Origin of the sequence: Buttiauxella gaviniae, assembly GCF_040786275.1 — a bacterium.
Classification (GTDB): Bacteria; Pseudomonadota; Gammaproteobacteria; order Enterobacterales; family Enterobacteriaceae; genus Buttiauxella; species Buttiauxella gaviniae_A.
This window is the reverse complement of record NZ_JBFMVT010000002.1, coordinates 1587403-1608060: the sequence shown is the minus strand read 5'-3', so window position 1 is coordinate 1608060 and position 20658 is coordinate 1587403. Positions and strand designations below refer to the sequence as shown.

Below are 20658 nucleotides of genomic sequence, written 5' to 3'. Positions count from 1 at the left end.
AAAAACGGGACGAATGCCATGTCTGTTCATCCAGATAAAGACGTGATAAATGCGCTAATTGCGGGTCATTTTGCCGATCCTTTTTCGCTACTGGGAATGCATAAAACGGAAGCCGGGCTGGAAGTTCGCGCCCTGTTACCCGACGCTACAGAAGTATGGGTTATCGAACCTAAAACAGGTGGGAAGGTCGGTAAGCTGGATTGTATTGATTCACGTGGTTTCTTTTGTGGGGTGATCCCCCGTCGTAAAAATCTCTTCCGTTACCAATTGGCCGTCGTCTGGCACGGTCATGAAAATCTGATTGATGATCCGTATCGCTTTGGGCCACTGATTCAGGAAATGGATAGCTGGTTGCTCTCCGAAGGCACGCATTTACGCCCCTATGAAACGCTCGGCGCACACGCCGATACGATGGACGGTGTAACCGGAACGCGCTTTTCTGTATGGGCGCCTAACGCCCGTCGCGTTTCCGTGGTGGGTCAGTTCAACTATTGGGATGGTCGTCGCCACCCGATGCGTTTGCGTCGTGAAAGCGGCATCTGGGAACTCTTTATTCCCGGCGCTCATCCTGGGCAGTTATACAAATTCGAGCTGATTGATACCGATGGGCATCTGCGCCTGAAGGCTGACCCGTACGCGTTTGAATCGCAGATGCGCCCGGAAACTGCATCGCTGATTTGCGGGCTACCGGAGAAAACCACGCTTAGCCCCGCACGCCAGCGTGCCAACGGTTTTGACCAACCGATTTCAATTTATGAAGTGCATCTCGGGTCATGGCGTCGCCATGCCGACAACAATTTCTGGCTCAGCTACCGCGAATTGGCGGATCAACTGGTGCCGTATGTCAAAGAAATGGGTTTTACGCACCTCGAACTGCTGCCAATTAACGAACACCCGTTTGATGGGAGCTGGGGCTACCAGCCACAGGGCCTGTACGCCCCGACACGCCGTTTCGGCACGCGTGAAGACTTCCGCTACTTTATTAACGCCGCGCACGCTGCGGGCCTGAATGTGCTGCTTGATTGGGTGCCTGGCCACTTCCCGACGGACGATGCGGGTCTGGCGAAATTCGACGGCACCTCGCTGTACGAACACGGCGACCCGCGCGAAGGCTATCACCAGGACTGGAACACGCTGATTTATAACTACGGGCGGCGTGAAGTGAGCAACTATCTGGTGGGCAATGCGCTCTACTGGATTGAGCGCTTCGGCATTGACGGTTTACGCGTTGATGCGGTGGCGTCGATGATTTACCGCGACTACAGCCGCCTGCCTGGGGAGTGGATCCCGAACGATAAAGGCGGGCGTGAAAACCTTGAAGCGATCGAGTTCCTGCGAAACACCAACCGGATTATCGGCGAGCAAACGCCGGGTGCGGTCACCATGGCGGAAGAGTCGACCGATTTTACGGGCGTGTCGCGCCCACCGTCGATGGGAGGCCTGGGTTTCTGGTTTAAATGGAACCTCGGCTGGATGCACGACACCCTCGATTACATGAAACTCGACCCTATTCACCGCCAGTACCATCACGACAAAATGACCTTCGGCATGCTCTACAACAGCACCGAAAACTTCGTTTTGCCGCTGTCACACGACGAAGTGGTGCACGGTAAAAAATCCATTCTCGATCGCATGCCGGGCGACGCCTGGCAGAAATTCGCCAACCTGCGCGCCTACTACGGCTGGATGTGGGCTTTCCCCGGCAAGAAATTACTCTTTATGGGAAATGAGTTCGCCCAGGGGCGGGAGTGGAATCACGACAGCAGCCTCGACTGGCATCTGCTGGAAGGCGGCGACAACTGGCACCACGGTGTGCAGCGCCTGGTGCGCGATTTGAACCATACTTACCGTCACCATGCCCCGATGCATGAGCTGGATTTTGACAGCTACGGTTTTGAATGGCTGGTGGTTGAAGACCACGTTAACTCGGTATTTATTTTTGTGCGCCGCGATTCGAAGGGCAATGAAATTATCGTTGCCAGTAACTTTACGCCGGTGCCGCGCTACAACTATCGCTTTGGCATTAACCAGCCGGGCCGCTGGCGCGAAGAGTTAAATACTGACTCCATGCATTATCACGGCAGTAATACCGGGAATAGCGGGGCGGTGCATAGCGACGCTATTCCAAGCCACGGGCGCGAACATTCCCTGAATCTGACGCTGCCGCCGCTCGCCACGATTTGGCTGGTACGGGAGGGAGGGGAATGACGCTATTGCACGCCGGAAACTCCGCGCCGTATGGCTCGCATTATGACGGGCGAGGGGTGAATTTCACGCTGTTCTCCGCCAATGCGCATAAAGTTGAGCTGTGTGTTTTTGATGAAAACGGCCACGAACTCCGGTACGACTTACCGATGCGTACCGGTGATATCTGGCACGGTTATCTGCCCAATGCAAAACCAGGCCTGAAGTACGGCTACCGCGTTCACGGCCCGTGGGAGCCGCAAAACGGCCATCGTTTTAACCCGGCAAAACTGTTGCTCGACCCCTGCGCGCGGGTCGTGGTGGGAGGCGTGGATAACCATCCCCATCTGCACGGGGGTTATGACGAGCCGAACCTGGAAGACAGTGCGCCGCACATGGCGAAATGCGTGGTGGTGCAGGACAAATTCGACTGGGAAGCTGACGAGCACCCGCGCACGCCGTGGGGTGATACCGTTATTTACGAAGCGCATGTGCGTGGCCTGACTCTGCTGCATCCCGAAATCCCGCAAGAGCTGCGGGGAACCTATGCCGCGCTCGGCCATCCGGTCATGATTAACTATTTCAAGCGGCTGGGGATTACCGCGCTGGAGCTGCTGCCGGTGGCGCATTTTATTACCGAGCCGCGTGTCGCGCATTTGGGGCTCAGTAATTATTGGGGCTATAACCCGCGCTCGTTTTACGCCGCCGAAGGTTATTACGCAATAAATCACGATCCGCTGGCAGCGGCTAACGAGCTGCGCGGGGCCGTGAAAGCCCTGCACGCCGCGGGTATCGAAGTGATCCTGGATATCGTTCTTAACCACAGCGCCGAACTTGATCGCGACGGGCCGACCCTCTCACTGAGCGGAATCGATAACCGTAGCTATTATTGGTTAATGGACAATGGTGATTACCAGAACTGGACGGGCTGCGGTAACACGTTGAATTTGAGCACGCCAGGTGTGGTTGCGCAGGTTGTGGATTGCCTGCGCTATTGGGTCGATAGCTGCCATGTGGATGGTTTCCGCTTCGATCTGGCTTCCGTTATGGGGCGCACACCGGAGTTTCGGCAGGATGCGCCGCTGTTTGAGGCGATCAAAAACGATCCTGTGTTGTCGCAAATAAAATTGATCGCTGAACCGTGGGATATCGGCGCCGGTGGGTACCAGGTGGGGAATTATCCGCCGCTATTTGCGGAGTGGAACGATCATTTTCGTGACGGTATGCGCCGTTTCTGGTTGCGACAAGATTTATCGTTAGGGGGATTTGCGTGCCGTTTTGCGGGATCAAGCGATGTTTACCAGCATGGCGATCGTCGCCCTTCGACCAGCATCAATTTGATCACTGCCCATGACGGTTTCACGCTGCGCGATTGTGTCAGCTTCAATCAAAAACACAATGAAGCCAACGGCGAAGATAACCGCGACGGAACCAATAATAATTACAGCAATAACTATGGATTTGAGGGGCTGGAAGCCTCGCTAAATATCAAAGAACGGCGGCGCGACAGCGTTCACGCCTTGCTCACATCGTTACTGCTTTCTCAGGGGACGCCGATGCTTCTGGCCGGGGACGAACACGGTCATAGCCAGCACGGTAACAACAATGCCTATTGCCAGGATAACCAACTGACATGGCTTGACTGGGAACATTGTAACGATGGCTTAACCACATTTACCGCGGCATTGATTCATCTCCGCAAGACGATTCCGGCCCTTACCCGGAATAGCTGGTGGAAGGAAGGTGATGACAATGTTCGTTGGTGGAATAAAGAGGCACAGCCTCTGAGTGCTGACGAGTGGCAGAACGGGATTCACCGCCTGCAAATCCAGCTTTCAGAACGTTGGCTTATTACGATTAACGCCACCGAAGAATTGGCTGACATCGTACTACCTGAAGGGGAATGGCGTGCTATTCCTCCGTTTGCCGGTGAGGACAACCCGGTGGTGATGGCTGTATGGCATGGTCCAGCGCACGGAGTATGCGTATTCCAGAAGTCATAAAAAAGGAGTCAGTCATGGTTAGGTTTGAGAAGAACGATCCTCTGATGTTGGCAAGACAACTGCCAAATAAATCTGTAGCCCTGATTCTGGCTGGTGGGCGTGGTACTCGATTGAAAGATTTAACTTCAACGCGCGCTAAGCCCGCCGTTCACTTCGGTGGCAAGTTTCGTATCATTGATTTTGCGCTGTCGAACTGTATTAACTCGGGTATACGCCGTATCGGCGTAATCACCCAATATCAATCCCATACTCTGGTGCAGCATATCCAGCGTGGCTGGTCATTTTTCAGCGAAGAGATGAACGAGTTTGTTGATTTGCTCCCGGCGCAGCAGCGTGTACACGGTGAAAACTGGTATCGCGGCACGGCGGATGCGGTCACGCAAAACCTCGATATTATCCGTCGCTACAAAGCGGAGTATGTGGTGATCCTCGCGGGTGACCATATCTATAAGCAAGATTACTCGCGCATGTTGATTGACCATGTGGAAAAAGGCGCGCGTTGCACGGTGGCATGTATGCCTGTGCCGCTCCATGAAGCCTCGGCATTTGGCGTAATGGCGGTTGATAGCGAAGAGAAAATTATCGAATTCGTTGAGAAACCGGCTAATCCCCCGTCCATGCCGGGTGACGACACTAAAGCGCTCGCCAGCATGGGGATCTACGTTTTCGATGCAGATTACCTGTATGAGCTGCTAGAAGCCGACGACAAAGACGACGCCTCAAGCCATGATTTCGGGAAAGATATTATTCCGTACGTCATGAAATCCGGCGAGGCGTTTGCCCACCCATTCCCACTTTCTTGCGTGCAGTCTGACCCGGATGCTGAGCCGTACTGGCGTGATGTCGGGACGCTGGAAGCCTACTGGAAGGCGAATCTCGACCTTGCCTCGGTCACACCTGAGCTGGATATGTACGACCAGGAATGGCCTATCCGCACCCATATGGAACCGCTGCCGCCCGCGAAATTTGTGCAAGACCGCTCCGGCAGCCACGGCATGACGCTGAACTCGTTGGTTTCAGGTGGCTGCATTATTTCCGGCTCGGTTGTCGTGCAGTCGGTGCTGTTCCCGCGCGTACGCATCAACTCGTTCTGCAACATTGACTCTTCGGTCCTGCTGCCTGATGTCAAAGTTGGGCGCTCTTGCCGTTTGCGTCGTTGCATTATCGACCGCGCCTGCGTCATTCCTGAAGGCATGGTGGTGGGAGAAAATGCCGAAGAGGATGCGCGCCGTTTCTATCGTTCTGAAGAAGGCATTGTGCTGGTTACAAGGGAAATGCTGGCCAAACTGCCGGGTTAACAATTGATTGACCTCCGCGCGGCGGATGCTGCGCGTGTCATTTTATCGTTTGGCGCGCCTGACGTTTAATTCAAGAGCGTGCGACGACTTTCCACACGGGAGCGATAATGCAGGTCTTACATGTATGTTCTGAAATTTTTCCATTGTTGAAAACGGGTGGCCTGGCGGATGTCCTTGGCGCGCTTCCGGCGGCACAAATTGCAGACGGTGTTGAGACGCGAGTTTTACTGCCCGCTTTCCCTGACATTCGTCGCGGGATCGTCGATGCGCAGGTTGTGGCGCATCGCGACACCTTCGCGGGTCATATGACTTTGTTATATGGTCATTTCAACGGCGTGGGAATTTACCTCATTGACGCACCGCATTTGTACGACCGCCCGGGCAGCCCGTATCACGACACTAACCAGTTTGCTTACACCGATAATGTGCACCGTTTTGCGCTGTTGGGTTGGGTGGGCGCTGAAATGGCATGTGGCCTGGATCCCTTCTGGCATCCGGATATTGTGCATGCTCACGACTGGCACGCGGGCCTGGTTCCGGCGTATCTGGCAGCGCGTGGTCGGCCAGCAAAGTCAGTTTTTACCGTCCACAACCTGGCTTATCAGGGGCTGTTTTACGCCCATCATATGAATGAAATTGATCTGCCCTGGTCGTTCTACGACATAAACGGCCTGGAGTTTAACGGTCAAATTTCGTACTTGAAAGCGGGCCTTTACTATGCTGATCATATTACGGCGGTCAGCCCGACCTATGCGCGTGAGATAACCGAGCCGCAGTTTGCCTATGGCATGGAAGGGCTTTTGCGCCAGCGCCATCGCGAAGGGCGCTTGTCCGGCATCCTTAATGGCGTGGATGAAAAAATCTGGGACCCGGCGCACGACCTGCTTCTGGCCGCCCGTTACACCCGCGATACGCTGGAAGAGAAGGCTGAGAATAAGCGCCAGTTGCAGGTGGCGATGGGCTTAAAAGTTAACGACAAAGTCCCGCTGTTTGCGGTGGTGAGCCGTTTAACCAGCCAGAAAGGGTTGGATTTAGTGTTGGAAGCGCTGCCGGGGCTGCTCGAGCAAGGCGGGCAGTTAGCGTTGCTTGGGGCGGGCGACCCCGTATTGCAGGAAGGTTTCCTGGCAGCAGCGGCAGAGCACCCGGGCCAGGTGGGCGTGCAAATCGGGTATCACGAAGCCTTCTCGCACCGCATTATGGGCGGGGCGGATGTGATTCTGGTGCCGAGCCGATTTGAACCCTGTGGTTTAACGCAATTATACGGTCTGAAGTATGGCACGTTGCCGCTGGTGCGGCGCACGGGTGGGCTTGCGGATACGGTTTCTGATAGCTCGCTGGAAAACCTGGCTGACGGTATCGCCAGTGGATTTGTGTTTGAAGACAGTAATGCCTGGTCGCTGTTAAGAGCGATTCGGCGTGCCTTCGTGTTGTGGTCTCGCCCTTCGCTGTGGCGATTTGTTCAGCGTCAGGCCATGGGCATGGATTTTAGCTGGCAGGTAGCGGCGCACTCCTACCGCGATCTGTACCAACGTTTGCTGTAGACATCCACCAGGAATCACTGATATGAACGCACCCTTTTCCTATGCATCACCGACGCTCAGTATTGAGGCGCTAAAGCACTCAATCGCCTATAAACTGATGTTTACGGTTGGGAAAGACCCTGCCATTGCAAACAAACATGAGTGGCTGAACGCCACGCTATTTGCCGTTCGTGACCGGCTGGTGGAGCGCTGGCTGCGCTCTAATCGTGCCCAGCTTTCCCAGGAGGTTCGCCAGGTTTACTATCTGTCGATGGAGTTTCTGATTGGCCGCACTCTTTCTAACGCCCTGCTTTCATTAGGCATTTATGAAGATGTCAAAAACGCGCTGGAAGAGATGGGCCTGGATCTCGAAGAGTTGATTGACGAAGAGAACGACCCCGGCCTTGGCAATGGCGGGCTCGGTCGTCTCGCCGCCTGTTTCCTCGATTCACTGGCAACACTTGGCTTACCTGGGCGTGGTTACGGTATTCGCTACGATTACGGGATGTTCAAACAAAATATTGTTGATGGGCGTCAGAAAGAGTCTCCGGACTACTGGCTTGAATACGGCAATCCATGGGAGTTTAAGCGCCACAACACGCGCTACAAAGTGCGGTTCGGCGGGCGTGTGCAGTTGGAGGGTAAAAAATTCCGCTGGGTAGAAACCGAAGAGATTTTAGCGGTTGCGTATGACCAGATAATTCCCGGCTACGACACCGATGCAACCAACACGCTACGCCTGTGGAATGCGCAGGCCAGCAGCGAAATCAATCTGGGTAAATTTAACCAGGGTGATTACTTTGCGGCGGTAGAAGATAAAAACCATTCGGAAAACGTTTCACGCGTACTTTACCCGGATGACTCAACTTATTCAGGCCGCGAACTGCGCCTGCGCCAGGAATATTTCCTCGTCTCCTCCACCGTGCAGGATATTCTCAGCCGCCATTATCAACTGCATAAAACGTACAGTAACCTGGCGGATAAAATCGCCATTCACCTCAACGACACGCACCCGGTGCTGGCGATTCCTGAACTGATGCGTTTGCTGATCGACGAACATAAGTTCAGTTGGGAAGATGCGTTTGAAGTGACCTGCCAGGTGTTCTCCTACACCAACCATACGCTGATGAGCGAAGCGCTGGAAACTTGGCCGGTAGACATGCTGGGCAAAATCTTGCCGCGCCATTTGCAGATAATCTTTGAGATTAACGACTACTTCTTGAAAACCTTGCAGGAACAGTATCCGAACGATACCGAGCTGCTCGGGCGCACCTCGATTATCGATGAATCGAACGGTCGAAAAGTGCGTATGGCGTGGCTTGCCGTGGTTGCCAGCCATAAAGTGAACGGTGTTTCTGAACTGCACTCCAACCTGATGGTACAGTCGCTGTTTGCCGATTTTGCCGCCATTTTCCCGATGCGTTTTTGCAATAAAACCAATGGCGTGACGCCGCGCCGCTGGCTGGCACTGGCGAATCCACCGCTTTCCGAAGTGCTGGATGAAAACATTGGCCGCACCTGGCGTACCGATCTCAGCCAGCTAAACGACCTGAAGCAGCATATTGATTACCCGACGGTGCATCAGGATGTGCGCAAGGCGAAACTTGCGAACAAAAAGCGGCTGGCAAGTTATATCGGCCAGCAACTGAATGTGGTGGTGAACCCGAACGCGCTGTTTGATGTGCAGATTAAGCGTATTCACGAGTACAAGCGCCAGCTAATGAATGTGCTGCATGTGATTACGCGTTATAACCGCATTAAAGCCGACCCGACAGCCGATTGGGTGCCGCGTGTGAATATTTTCGCGGGTAAAGCGGCGTCAGCGTATTACATGGCAAAACACATCATTCACCTCATCAATGATGTGGCGGCGGTGATCAACAACGATCCGGATGTTAAAGATCGTCTGAAAGTGGTGTTCATTCCAAACTACAGCGTCAGCCTTGCGCAGATCATTATCCCGGCGGCGGATCTCTCCGAGCAGATTTCTCTGGCGGGTACCGAGGCATCAGGCACCAGTAATATGAAATTTGGCCTGAACGGGGCGCTGACTATTGGCACTCTCGACGGGGCAAATGTTGAAATGCTGGAGCACGTTGGGGCAGAGAATATCTTTATCTTTGGTAATACGGCGGAAGAGGTCGAGGAGCTGCGGCGCAAAGGCTATAAACCGCGTGAATATTACGAAAATGATGAAGAGTTGCATCAGGTGCTAACGCAAATCGGTACCGGCACCTTCAGCCCTGGCGAGCCAACGCGCTACCGCGACCTGCTGGATTCATTGATTAACTTTGGTGACCATTATCAGGTGCTGGCAGATTACCGGAGCTATGTAGATTGTCAGGACAAAGTGGATGAGCTGTATCGCCAGCCGGAAGAGTGGACCATTCGTACCATGCATAATATTGCCAATATGGGCTATTTCTCGTCTGACAGGACGATTCAGGAATACGCCGATGAGATTTGGCATATTAAGCCGGTGAGATTGTAGTTCAACAAAGGAAAGCCGCCCCGAGGGGCGGCATCCAGGCTCACTTGCCCGAAACGTTAATGATCAACTGAATAGAGTTGCTGGAAACGACCCAGCCTTCTTTTCCAGGCGACGCTAACATACCGGTGACAATGAGCACGATACATAAGTATCGTTTCATCGTGCGGTCCCTGCATCAGACCGCATCACGACCACACCACTGGCGACATAGCCGTGATAGCAAGCACACTAGGTTGTGCCTGCTGCTACGGCCGTTAAACAGCCTTTCCTGAAAACCAGTGCCCGCTTGCTTATGGCGGCGGAAAGGGCCGGTTGGTTTATATATTAGAAACCATTAAGTATGTATGGCTATTATCTTGACAGAAAGACTTGGTTCGGGTAGTTTTTACCCACTAGGTTGTGCCTGCATTGCTATTGCAATACAAGAAAATCGCTGGAAAGGCCGCTTACCGGACCAGCAAAAATAAAAAAACCGCCATTCATGGCGGTTTTTTTATTTTCTACATTTGGCTATTCTCGAGCTCAGCACAGCTCCAACTGCACATTATTCTCCGCAATCACCTGCATCACGCCCGCAGGGGGCAAGATATCGGTGTAAACCTGATCCACCAGGCCGATACTGCCAAGATTCACCATCGCATTACGGCCAAATTTAGAGTGATCGACAACCAGCATCACGCAGCGTGAGTTTTCGATAATTGCACGTTTGGTACGCACTTCGTGGTAATCGAACTCCAGCAATGAACCGTCGCCGTCGATGCCGCTGATCCCCAGAATGCCGAAATCCAGCCTGAACTGAGAGATAAAATCGAGCGTTGCTTCGCCGATAATTCCGCCGTCACGGCTGCGTAATTCACCGCCCGCCAGAATAATGCGGAAATCTTCTTTAACCTTGAGCGTGTTTGCCACGTTTAGATTGTTAGTGACCACGCGTAAATTGCTGTGATTTAACAATGCATGAGCGACCGCTTCCGGCGTGGTCCCGATATCAATAAACAGCGTGGCACCGTTGGGGATTTGGCTCGCCACCTTTTGCGCGATGCGCTCCTTTTCTGCGGTTTGTGTCGCTTTGCGGTCATGCCACGGCGTATTCACTGAACTTGAAGGCAGCGCGGCACCGCCGTGATGGCGCATGATCAGGTTCTGGTCTGCCAGATCGTTCAGATCGCGGCGGATGGTTTGCGGGCTGACGGCAAACTCTTCCACCAACTCTTCCGTGCTGACATAACCCTGTTTTTTTACCAGTTCGACAATCGCATCATGACGTTGTGTTTGCTTCACGCTGTTTTATTCTCCTGAAATGCTATGTTCGTTTTCGCGCATGCATTGTATCAACCAGCGCCATCGCAAGCCCAACCACCAGGCCGGAAATGTGTGCGGCGTTGGCGATCGACATTCCTAAAACATCGAAAAATCCTATCACAATCCACAGCACCGCAAAGACCATCAGACCGCGTTGCATGTAGATGCCGCTCTCAGGATCTCGTTCGCCGCGCAGCCAGACATAGCCCATTAGCGCATACACCACGCCTGATAAACCGCCGAAAAGCGGGCCGCCGAATTTATACTGCACGAAGCCGCTCAGCAGGGCAGAAACCAGGGTGAGCGTGATGAGTTTGCCGCTGCCAAGCCGTTTTTCAACCGGGCCGCCGAGATACCACCACCACAGCAGGTTGAAGGTGATATGCAATATCGAGAAGTGCATTAAGGCATGGCTGAAATAGCGCCACAGTTCATAGTGCAAACTGTCTTTATACGGCCAGGCTAACCAGACCATAACTGCGCGATCGCCCACGGCTTGCATCAGTATGAATACCAGCACACAGGCGGCCATGATAACCATCGTGAATGGCCCCGCTTTCTGCGTGATAGTGGCGAGGAAGGGGTAGCGCTGGTAGCGCAAACCGCTGCCGGTATGGCCGGTATTCCAGCTTGCCGCCAGATAACGAGAATCGCCAGGATTTGCGAGGAATTGCTCAAGTTCGGCACGCACGCGGGATTCCTGGCTGTCATTGGCAAGCCAGATATCACTTTGTTCATGCTGTTGAATCGTGAGGATAATACCCTGCGTCGCCATATAGTCGACAAATGCCTGCGCTACTCGCGGGTTGGCAAACGAGGTAATCATGATCATAAGGTTTCAACTAAATCCGTACAAAAGAAATCAGTATACCTTTAATGCAGCAATTTAAGACGCGCCGTGTGCGACTTCCGCCGGGAAGTGGCGATGCCACGCATCAAAGCCGCCATCGACGCTATACACCTCATCGTAACCTTGTTGCAGCAGGTATTGCGCGGCCCCTTTGCTGCTATTGCCGTGATAGCACATCACCATGACCGGCGTTTCAAAATCGGTCTGTTGCATAAAGGCCACCAGGCGATCGTTGGTCAGATGAAACGCGCCCGGGGTGTGACCCATCGCAAAGCTCTGCGGATCGCGGATATCAACTAACACAGCACGTTTTTGCTGCAACTTCTGGTGCGCTTCTTCCACACCAATACACTCAAAAGTTTCCATGGATTTGCTCATCACTTTATTGAATCGGCTTGCGCCATATTAAGGGAATCTGCCCTTTCGCCGCTGATATTAACGTCATTATGTTATCCATATCACGCAGTAATGTTTTTTTTTCGTTACAAAGCGCGCGTGAGCTTGCTAATATGAGCGATAACGAACATATTTGAACTTTAACGAAAGCGTGTGAGGGCAACATGGAAACTAAAGATCTGATTGTGATTGGCGGAGGGATTAACGGGGCTGGTATCGCCGCTGACGCCGCAGGCCGTGGTTTATCCGTGTTGATGCTTGAAGCACAAGACCTGGCAAGCGCAACTTCTTCAGCGAGTTCGAAACTGATTCACGGTGGCCTGCGCTACCTTGAACATTACGAGTTCCGGCTGGTGAGTGAGGCGTTAGCCGAACGTGAAGTGCTGCTGAATATGGCTCCGCACATTGCTTTCCCGATGCGTTTCCGTCTGCCACATCGCCCACATCTTCGCCCTGCATGGATGATTCGTATTGGTCTGTTTATGTACGACCACCTCGGTAAGCGTACTAGTTTGCCTGCTTCCACCGGTTTGCGTTTTGGCGCAGATTCCGTTCTCAAATCAAATATTGTGCGCGGTTTCGAATATTCTGACTGTTGGGTAGACGATGCGCGTCTGGTGCTGGCGAATGCGCAAATGGTGACGCGTGAAGGCGGTGAAGTGAAAACGCGCACCCGCGCAACCCGCGCCCGCCGTGAAAATGGCTACTGGATTGTCGAAGCACAGGATATTGATACCGGTGAAACGTTCACCTGGCGTGCGCGTGGCCTGGTCAATGCGACCGGCCCATGGGTGAAAAACTTCTTCGACGATGGTTTGAAATTACCTTCGCCATACGGCATTCGCCTGATTAAAGGCAGCCATATTGTCGTGCCGCGCGTGCACAACCAGAAACAGGCTTACATTCTGCAAAATGAAGATAAGCGAATTGTGTTCGTGATCCCGTGGATGGATGATTTCTCAATTATTGGCACCACCGACGTGGAATATAAGGGCGACCCGAAAGACGTTCACATCGATGATAAAGAAATTAACTATCTGCTGAGTGCCTACAACGCGCACTTTAAAAAGACGCTGAGCCGCGAAGATATTGTCTGGACTTACTCCGGCGTGCGTCCGCTGTGTGACGATGAATCTGATTCTCCGCAGGCGATTACTCGCGATTACACGCTGGATATTCATGACGAGCAGGGCAAAGCGCCGTTGCTTTCCGTGTTTGGTGGCAAACTCACGACCTACCGTAAGCTCGCCGAGCACGCGCTGGATAAGCTGAAAGGCTATTACCCGAAAATGGGGCCAGCCTGGACCAAAGGCAGCACGTTGCCGGGCGGTGAAATCAACGGCGACCGTGACGATTACGCAGCACAACTGCGCCGCCGCTATACCTTCCTGAGTGAAAGCCTGGCGCGCCGTTTCTCACGTACTTACGGCAGCAACAGTGATTTGATTCTGGCGGGCAAGAGTAGCGTGAGTGAATTGGGTGAAGACTTCGGGCATGAGTTTTATGAAGCCGAGCTGCGCTACCTGGTCGAGCATGAGTGGGTGCGTGGCGTGGACGATGCCATCTGGCGCCGTACCAAATTAGGAATGTGGTTGAGTGAAGAGCAGCAGGCGCGTGTGGCGCAGTGGCTGGCAAAGCGGGGCGGTAAGGCGCAATTGTCGCTGGCGTCTTGAGTTAGCCCGACCCCCTCCCAACCTCCCCCTTGCCAGGGGGAGGAGCTAAAAGATATTAACCTCTTCTGCTCCCTCTCCCTTGCCAGGTGGAGGAGTTAACGCTCCCTCCCCTGGGTAAGGTGTACAGTCCGGGGACATCGTGAACACTTGTTCGGGGACATGGTAGACACTTACAACTAAGGCATGAGTACTTCTTTCAGGAGCCGCTTATGCCGTGGGATGCGAGAGATACCATGTCATTACGTACCGAGTTCGTTCACTTTGCCTCGCAGGACGGGGCCAACATCCGGGCGCTCTGTCGTCGCTTTAACATTGCGCCTGCCACAGGTTACAAGTGGCTGCGCCGCTGGCTGGCTGAAGGCCACGCGGGCCTCACTGAGCGCCCGCGAACACCCCGTCATTCTCCCCACTGCACGCCTGAGACTGTTGTCGACCTGTTACGCCAGGCTCACGCACGCTATCCGGCATGGGGCGCCCGCAAGATAAAGGTCGCACTCGAGCGCCAGGGCCACACCCTGCCTGCCTTCAGCACCGTCCATAACCTGATGGCACGCCATGGGCTGTTGCCCGGCCTCCCGTCCGGCATTCCTGCCACCGGGCGTTTCGAACATGCTGCCCCTAACCAGCTCTGGCAGATGGATTTTAAAGGGCATTTTCCGTTTGCCGCCGGTCGCTGCCATCCACTCACCCTGCTCGATGACCACTCCCGTTTCTCCCTGTGCCTGGCCCATTGTGCCGACGAGCGCCGCGGGACCGTACAGGCTCAGTTGCGGCAGGTCTTCGAACGCTACGGTTTGCCGGAGCGGATGACCATGGACAACGGCGCGCCCTGGGGAGATACCACCGGAACGTGGACAGCGCTGGAGCTGTGGCTGATGCGCCAGGGTATCTGCGTCGGGCACTCACGGCCTTATCACCCGCAGACCCAGGGCAAGCTGGAGCGGTTTCACCGCAGCCTGAAGGCTGAACTGCTGCAGGGGCGCTGGTTCCTCAACAGCGAGCAGCTGCAGCAGACGTTCGACAGCTGGCGGGACAGATACAACCTGGAACGGCCTCATGAGGCCCTGGGAATGCAGGTGCCGGCATCACGCTACCAGCCCTCATCGCGGCAGTATCAGGCCCGTCCGGCGGCGGCAGAGTATGATGCCGGGATGATGGTCAGGAAGGTGGATATAAGCGGAAAACTCAGTATTAAGGGGATGCAACTGAAGGCGGGTAAGGCGTTTATCGGCGAGCATGTCGGGTTGAGGGAGACAGGAGAGGGACAATATGAAGTGTGGTGGTACAGCACAAGAGTGGGCGTGATCGACCTGAAAAACAGGTCGATCACGATGGGTAAAGGATGTTAAAAAGTGTTCACCATGTGTCCGAACACCTGTCTACCATGTCCCCGGACTGTACATAAGGGGAGGGCTGGGGTGGGGTCCGAGCCACGGTAAGGAGGGTTTTAAACCCCGTACCCCATCATCTTCAGCAAATTCTGCGCGTGCTGCACCGCATCCTGACGATGTGCCACACCCAGCTTTTGATACAAATTACGAATATGTGTTTTAATCGTCGTGGCGGCTACGTCCAGCTCACCGGCGATCTGCTCATTGCTGTAGCCTGAATAAATCAGCCCCAACACCTGCCATTCGCGCTGCGTAAGCGGGCTGGTGCGAATTAACTCCGGCACTTCCGGGTGCGTCAGCAAACGGTTCACAAAGTTCTCATCAAAGTGCGCGAACTTGTGACGGTGATGCTGGTTAATCTCACGCAAAATGCGTTGGGCACGGTGCTGATCCAGTTCCGGTAGCGTATTGAGTTGAATCAACTGACGCAGTTGCTGCGCCATCGCTTCACCTTCAATAACGAAATGGCTAATAAACCCGGTGCGGTTTGCCAGCGCGAGCGCCTCCAGCAACACCCGTTGAGCATCGCTCTTACGCCCGGCCTGCCAGTAAAGCTGGTTGAGCAGCAGCAGATTGCGGTTGAGATCGCTCATCAAGCGCAGACTGCGCGCATTTTCATTTAACTCTTCCAGCACGATTTCAGCGGGCTCAAAATCGCCCAACAAAATTTGCGCGCGGGCGATGTTGCGCCACTGGCTCTGCAGGAAGTGGTTATTGGCAAATTCAGGTTTCGGCGTCAGGCGCAGCCAGTTGGCGGCGGACTGTTTATCTCCTGTCATTTGCCAGTAAATGACCCGCACTTTATCGGCGTTAGAAACCCAGTCGCTGTGGAACGAACCATTGCCGAGCAAGTTTTCCAGGCGGTTGAGGTGATTACGCGCATTATCCAGATCGCCTCTCGCCAGCGAACATTGCACTAACAACGCCATGCACTGTAATTGCTGTTGGGGCTGATATTCTGAAAGCACTTCCAGACCCATGCGCGTCGTCGCTTCTGCTTCATCAAGCCGCGACCACGCCCAGAGTAATTGGGCCCGGATGCGCAGCAAAAACTCATGCAACGGGAGTTGTTCGAGGTGCTGCTCTTCGATAAGTGCAAACGCTTTTTCTTGCGCTTCCCAGGCTGATTGAAGGAAACCCTGCGCCAGTAAAATTTCACTCTGCTGGCATAAACCCCATAACGCGTAATGCCACATGTCATGACGGCGCGCCATCTGTTCGGTTTGCTGCATCACGGAAAGCGATTTGGTGAGCTCGCCTTTGCAGTGCAGTACTTCTCCGTGTACAGACGTTGCGACAATACGGCTGTAAAAGCTGGCGAGCGGCAGCATATCAAGGGCGATCATGGCCAGGCGTTCTGCTTCATCCGGGTTGCCGTCATTGATAGCAACCTGGGCGCGTAACGCGTTAAATTCGCCGTGCATGGTATCGTCCATCACGACGTTCATTTCCTGCTCGGCGCGAGCCAGCAATGTATTCACTTCGCTATAGCGGTGCTGGCTTTGCATCAGCCACGCTTGCAGCAAGACCAGTTTTGGATTTTCCAGCAAACTTTCCCACGGCAGCGCTTTTAATGACTCTTCCAGCAGCGCCAATTCACTGTGATTAAACAGCGCCCAAGCGTGATGCAGCAAAATGTCGCGCAGCAGGCTGGCGTCACCTGCGGCCAGCGCGTGGTGAATTGCCTCGCTTGGGAAACCTTGCGCCATCCAGCTTTCCGCCGCGGCGCGATGAATTTCCGGAAGCTCTGTCGCCAGTTCCCACTGGCAGCGCTGGCGTAAAAAGTTGCCAAACAGGGGATGAAAACGGAACCATTCGCCGCTGTCATCCATGCGCTGAATAAACAGCCCCTGGCGTTCGGTCTCTTCCAGGCGCATCTGGCCGTTTTCTTCGCCGGTAATGCGCACAATCAGAGCATCATTCATCGAACGCAGAATCGAACTGCGCAATAAGAAGTTACGCGTCTGGACATCAACATTATCCAGCACTTCATCAGCCAGATAGTCTGACAAGTGGCTGGCGTTAATGCCTGAAAGCCGACGTGCCGAATGGTGCGCCGAAGAGTTGCTATTCTGCCGGGCAGATAGTGCGATTAATTGCAGGGCGGTCGCCCAACCGGCGACATCATCACACAGGCTATTGCTTTCGGTATGTTCAAGCGGTGAGTTCAGGCGATGGTCGAAAAACTGTTTTGCTTCCGGATGGGTAAAGGCCAGTTGTTGGCTGCCAATTTCCAGAAGTTGATCGCGTACGCGTAAATTGGCTATGCCCAACTGCGGTAAATTGCGTGATAACACGATTAGCGTCAGGTTTTCTGGCTGGTGGCGAATGAAGAAACGCATCGCTTCGTGAATCACGGGATTGGTAATCAGATGGTAATCATCAATGACCAAAAATAGCGGACGATGCCATTCCACCATTTCGATAAAAAGCTGGGCGAATAAGGCCGTCAGGCTCGAGTACTGACGTTTTTGCACCATCACTTCACTGGTCACGCAGTGACCCGAAGTGGCTTGTTGAATTGCCGCAATCAAATAACTGGCAAAACGTTCCTGCTGGTTGTCACTCTCATCCAAAGAGTACCAACCTAATTCATTTTTCCCTGCCGCCCACTGAGAAACCAGTGTTGTTTTCCCATAACCCGCCGGGCTGGTTATCAGTGCCAGTCGATAGTTATTCGCTGTTGATAATTTCATCAACAGACGGTCGCGGACCACTGTATTTTCCAGACGTACTGGACGACTCAATTTGGAGGGGATCAGCATGGTCTTTCACTTCACTGTGTATGATTTATGTACGAATGTGATTTTTTTTACGCTTCGTAATTAATGCTTACTACAAGGTCGGTCAGATTGCAGGTTATTGCAAGATTGTTGAGAGTTTGAGGAGTATTAAGTTGCTACTGGTCACAAATCCATTCATTAGATAAATGCAAACTGAAATAGTCACGGCTGGATAAGCAAAGCCAGAGCTGGCGGGTGTTTGAGACATAATACCTCTACAGTTAAGTGTCGGCGATCACATTTTTAGCTACTCCCCGCTACTCCTCCCTCCCTAATCCCCCTCAGGAGGAGGAATTAGACCAGACCACCAGGCACACTAGCGGGTAATGAAAATTAGAACATCACAGGACCCGAGCCCCTATGTCACAGACGACCTTCGATAAAGCACAATTTCAGGCTGCACTGACCCGTCAGTGGCAGCGTTATGGCCTACAGTCAGCCTCCGAAATGACCCAGCAGCAGTGGTGGAATGCGGTCAGCGGTGCGCTGGCAGAACTGCTGGCGGCGCAGCCCGTTGCCAAACCTGAGAAAAATCAGCGCCACGTAAACTACATCTCAATGGAGTTTTTGATTGGCCGCCTGACCGGCAACAACTTGCTAAACCTCGGCTGGTATCAGGCCGTGGCCGATGAGCTAAAAGCGTTTGATATTAATCTGACAGATTTGCTGGAAGAAGAAACGGACCCGGCGCTGGGCAACGGTGGCCTGGGGCGTCTTGCAGCGTGCTTCCTGGACTCAATGGCGACGGTTGGCCAGTCGGCGATTGGTTACGGTCTGAATTATCAATACGGCCTTTTCCGCCAGTCCTTCAAAGACGGGCAGCAAATGGAAGCGCCAGACGACTGGCATCGCGGCAGCTACCCGTGGTTCCAGCATAATTCAGCGCTCGACGTGCAGGTGGGCGTCGGCGGCAAAGTGATTAAAGACGGTAAAAACGTACGTTGGGAGCCCGCGTTTATCTTCCACGGCGAAGCCTGGGATTTGCCGGTTATCGGCTACCGTAATGGCGTAGCACAGCCGCTACGTTTGTGGCAGGCAAAACACGCCCATCCATTTGATTTAACCAAATTCAACGACGGCGATTTCCTGAAAGCAGAACAGCAGGGTATCGACGCGGAAAAACTGACGAAAGTTCTCTACCCGAACGACAACCATCTGAACGGTAAAAAACTGCGCCTGATGCAGCAGTATTTCCAGTGCGCGTGTTCCGTGGGGGATATTTTACGCCGCCACCATCTGGCGGGCCGAAAGCTGGCCGAACTGGCTGATTATGAAGTGATTCAGCTTAACGACACCCACCCGACAATCGCCATTCCTGAACTGCTGCGCGTGCTGATCGACGAGCATCAATTGGGCTGGGACGAAGCCTGGGCCATCACCAGCAAAACGTTCGCCTACACCAACCACACCCTGATGCCTGAAGCGCTGGAGTGCTGGGACGAAAAACTGGTGAAAGCGCTGTTGCCGCGCCATATGCAAATTATCAATGAGATCAATGCCCGCTTTAAAAAACTCGTGGATAAAACCTGGCCGGGCGATGAAGCCGTGTGGGCCAAACTGGCGGTGGTTTACGATAAACAAGTTCGTATGGCGAACATGTGCGTAGTCAGCGGTTTTGCGGTCAACGGCGTCGCGGCGCTGCACTCAGATCTGGTAGTGAAAGATCTGTTCCCTGAATACCACCAGCTATGGCCGAACAAATTCCATAACGTCACCAACGGCATCACGCCGCGCCGCTGGATCAAACAGTGCAACCCGGCGCTTGCGGCGCTGCTCGACAAAAAGCTCAAGAAAGAGTGGGCGAACGATCTCGACGTGCTGGAAGGCCTGGAAAAATACGCCGACGATGGGAAATTCCGCAAAGAATATCGCGACATTAAATACCAGAACAAAGTGAAGCTGGCTGCGTTTGTGAAAGTGCGCACCGGGATTGTTATCAGCCCTGACGCGCTGTTTGATGTGCAAATCAAACGCCTGCACGAGTACAAACGTCAGCACCTGAACCTGCTGCACATTTTGGCGCAGTACAAAGAAATTCGTGAAAACCCAACGGCTGCCCGCGTGCCACGTGTGTATCTATTTGGTGCGAAAGCGGCACCGGGTTATTACCTGGCGAAAAACATTATCTTCGCCATCAACAAAGTTGCCCACGCCATCAACAACGATCCGGTTGTTGGCGACCAACTGAAAGTCGTTTTCCTGCCGGATTATTGCGTTTCTGCGGCTGAAGTGATGATTCCGGCGGCGGATATTTCTGAGCAAATATCCACCGCAGGCAAAGAAGCGTCCGGCACCGGTAACATGAAACTGGCGCTCAACGGTGCGCTGACCGTCGGCACGCTGGACGGGGCAAACGTTGAGATCGCCGAGAAAGTGGGTGAAGAAAACATCTTTATCTTTGGTCATACTGTGGAAGAAGTGAAGGCGTTGAAAGCTAAAGGCTACGACCCGGTGAAATGGCGTAAGAAAGATAAAGCCCTGGATGCGGTGCTCAAAGAGCTGGAGAAGGGCGTTTATAGCGACGGCGACAAATACGCGTTTGACCAGATGCTGAACAGCATCGGCAAACAAGGCGGCGACCCGTATTTGGTGATGGCAGATTTCACCGCGTACGCAGAAGCGCAAAAACTTGCGGATGCGTTGTATCTCGACCAGGAAGCCTGGACTCGCGCCGCGATTCTGAACACGGCACGCTGCGGTATGTTTAGCTCCGATCGCTCTATTCGTGATTATCAGCAACGTATCTGGCAGGCAAAACGCTAAGGGA

At 53.6% G+C, this 20658-nt stretch carries 11 protein-coding genes and 1 pseudogene; 8 read left to right on the top strand and 4 right to left on the bottom strand.

Going from position 1 to position 20658, the window contains the following annotated elements:
- Positions 1-18 precede the first annotated feature (18 nt).
- The 5 genes from glgB to glgP all read left to right on the top strand — a co-directional run bounded on the left by glgB (position 19) and on the right by glgP (position 9496).
- Positions 19-2208: a 1,4-alpha-glucan branching enzyme gene (gene glgB / locus AB1E22_RS08115; protein ID WP_367594866.1), complete on the top strand. Its 2190-nt coding sequence runs from the start codon at positions 19-21 to the stop codon at positions 2206-2208.
- Positions 2205-4187 (top strand): glycogen debranching protein GlgX, encoded by a 1983-nt coding sequence (gene glgX, locus AB1E22_RS08110; RefSeq protein ID WP_367594865.1) that lies wholly within the window; start codon positions 2205-2207, stop codon positions 4185-4187. The genes glgB and glgX overlap by 4 nt, the downstream gene beginning before the upstream one ends.
- Before the next feature lie 14 nt (positions 4188-4201).
- Positions 4202-5485, top strand: coding sequence for a glucose-1-phosphate adenylyltransferase (glgC, locus tag AB1E22_RS08105; RefSeq protein ID WP_367594864.1), 1284 nt, complete (start codon positions 4202-4204; stop codon positions 5483-5485).
- A gap of 107 nt (positions 5486-5592) precedes the next feature.
- Positions 5593-7026, top strand: coding sequence for a glycogen synthase GlgA (gene glgA / locus AB1E22_RS08100; RefSeq protein WP_367594863.1), 1434 nt, complete (start codon positions 5593-5595; stop codon positions 7024-7026).
- 22 nt (positions 7027-7048) lie between these two features.
- Entirely contained in the window at positions 7049-9496 is a 2448-nt protein-coding gene (gene glgP, locus AB1E22_RS08095; RefSeq protein WP_367594862.1) for a glycogen phosphorylase, read from the top strand.
- 522 nt (positions 9497-10018) lie between these two features.
- Here the strand turns inward: glgP and AB1E22_RS08090 are convergent.
- The 3 genes from AB1E22_RS08090 to glpE are packed head-to-tail and all read right to left on the bottom strand — an operon-like array spanning position 10019 to position 12014.
- A complete protein-coding gene (locus AB1E22_RS08090; RefSeq protein ID WP_367594861.1) occupies positions 10019-10777 on the bottom strand; it encodes a DeoR/GlpR family transcriptional regulator in 759 nt (252 codons plus the stop codon).
- A 22-nt stretch (positions 10778-10799) separates the two neighbouring features.
- Complete coding sequence (gene glpG / locus AB1E22_RS08085) at positions 10800-11630, bottom strand: rhomboid family intramembrane serine protease GlpG (protein WP_367594860.1); 831 nt, start codon at positions 11628-11630, stop codon at positions 10800-10802.
- A 54-nt stretch (positions 11631-11684) separates the two neighbouring features.
- A complete protein-coding gene (gene glpE / locus AB1E22_RS08080; RefSeq protein WP_367594859.1) occupies positions 11685-12014 on the bottom strand; it encodes a thiosulfate sulfurtransferase GlpE in 330 nt (109 codons plus the stop codon).
- Positions 12015-12208: 194 nt separating this feature from the next.
- Here glpE and glpD point away from each other — a divergent pair, with 194 nt between their 5' ends.
- The gene (gene glpD / locus AB1E22_RS08075; protein WP_367594858.1) at positions 12209-13717 is read left to right on the top strand and encodes a glycerol-3-phosphate dehydrogenase; all 1509 of its coding nucleotides are present in this window, start codon (positions 12209-12211) and stop codon (positions 13715-13717) included.
- A 209-nt stretch (positions 13718-13926) separates the two neighbouring features.
- Positions 13927-15122, top strand: a pseudogene (locus AB1E22_RS08070) (IS481 family transposase).
- A gap of 42 nt (positions 15123-15164) precedes the next feature.
- On the opposite strand, the gene malT reads toward AB1E22_RS08070, so the two are convergent.
- Positions 15165-17873 (bottom strand): HTH-type transcriptional regulator MalT, encoded by a 2709-nt coding sequence (gene malT, locus AB1E22_RS08065; protein ID WP_367594857.1) that lies wholly within the window; start codon positions 17871-17873, stop codon positions 15165-15167.
- A 378-nt stretch (positions 17874-18251) separates the two neighbouring features.
- Here malT and malP point away from each other — a divergent pair, with 378 nt between their 5' ends.
- Entirely contained in the window at positions 18252-20654 is a 2403-nt protein-coding gene (gene malP, locus AB1E22_RS08060; protein WP_367594856.1) for a maltodextrin phosphorylase, read from the top strand.
- Positions 20655-20658: the final 4 nt, after the last annotated feature.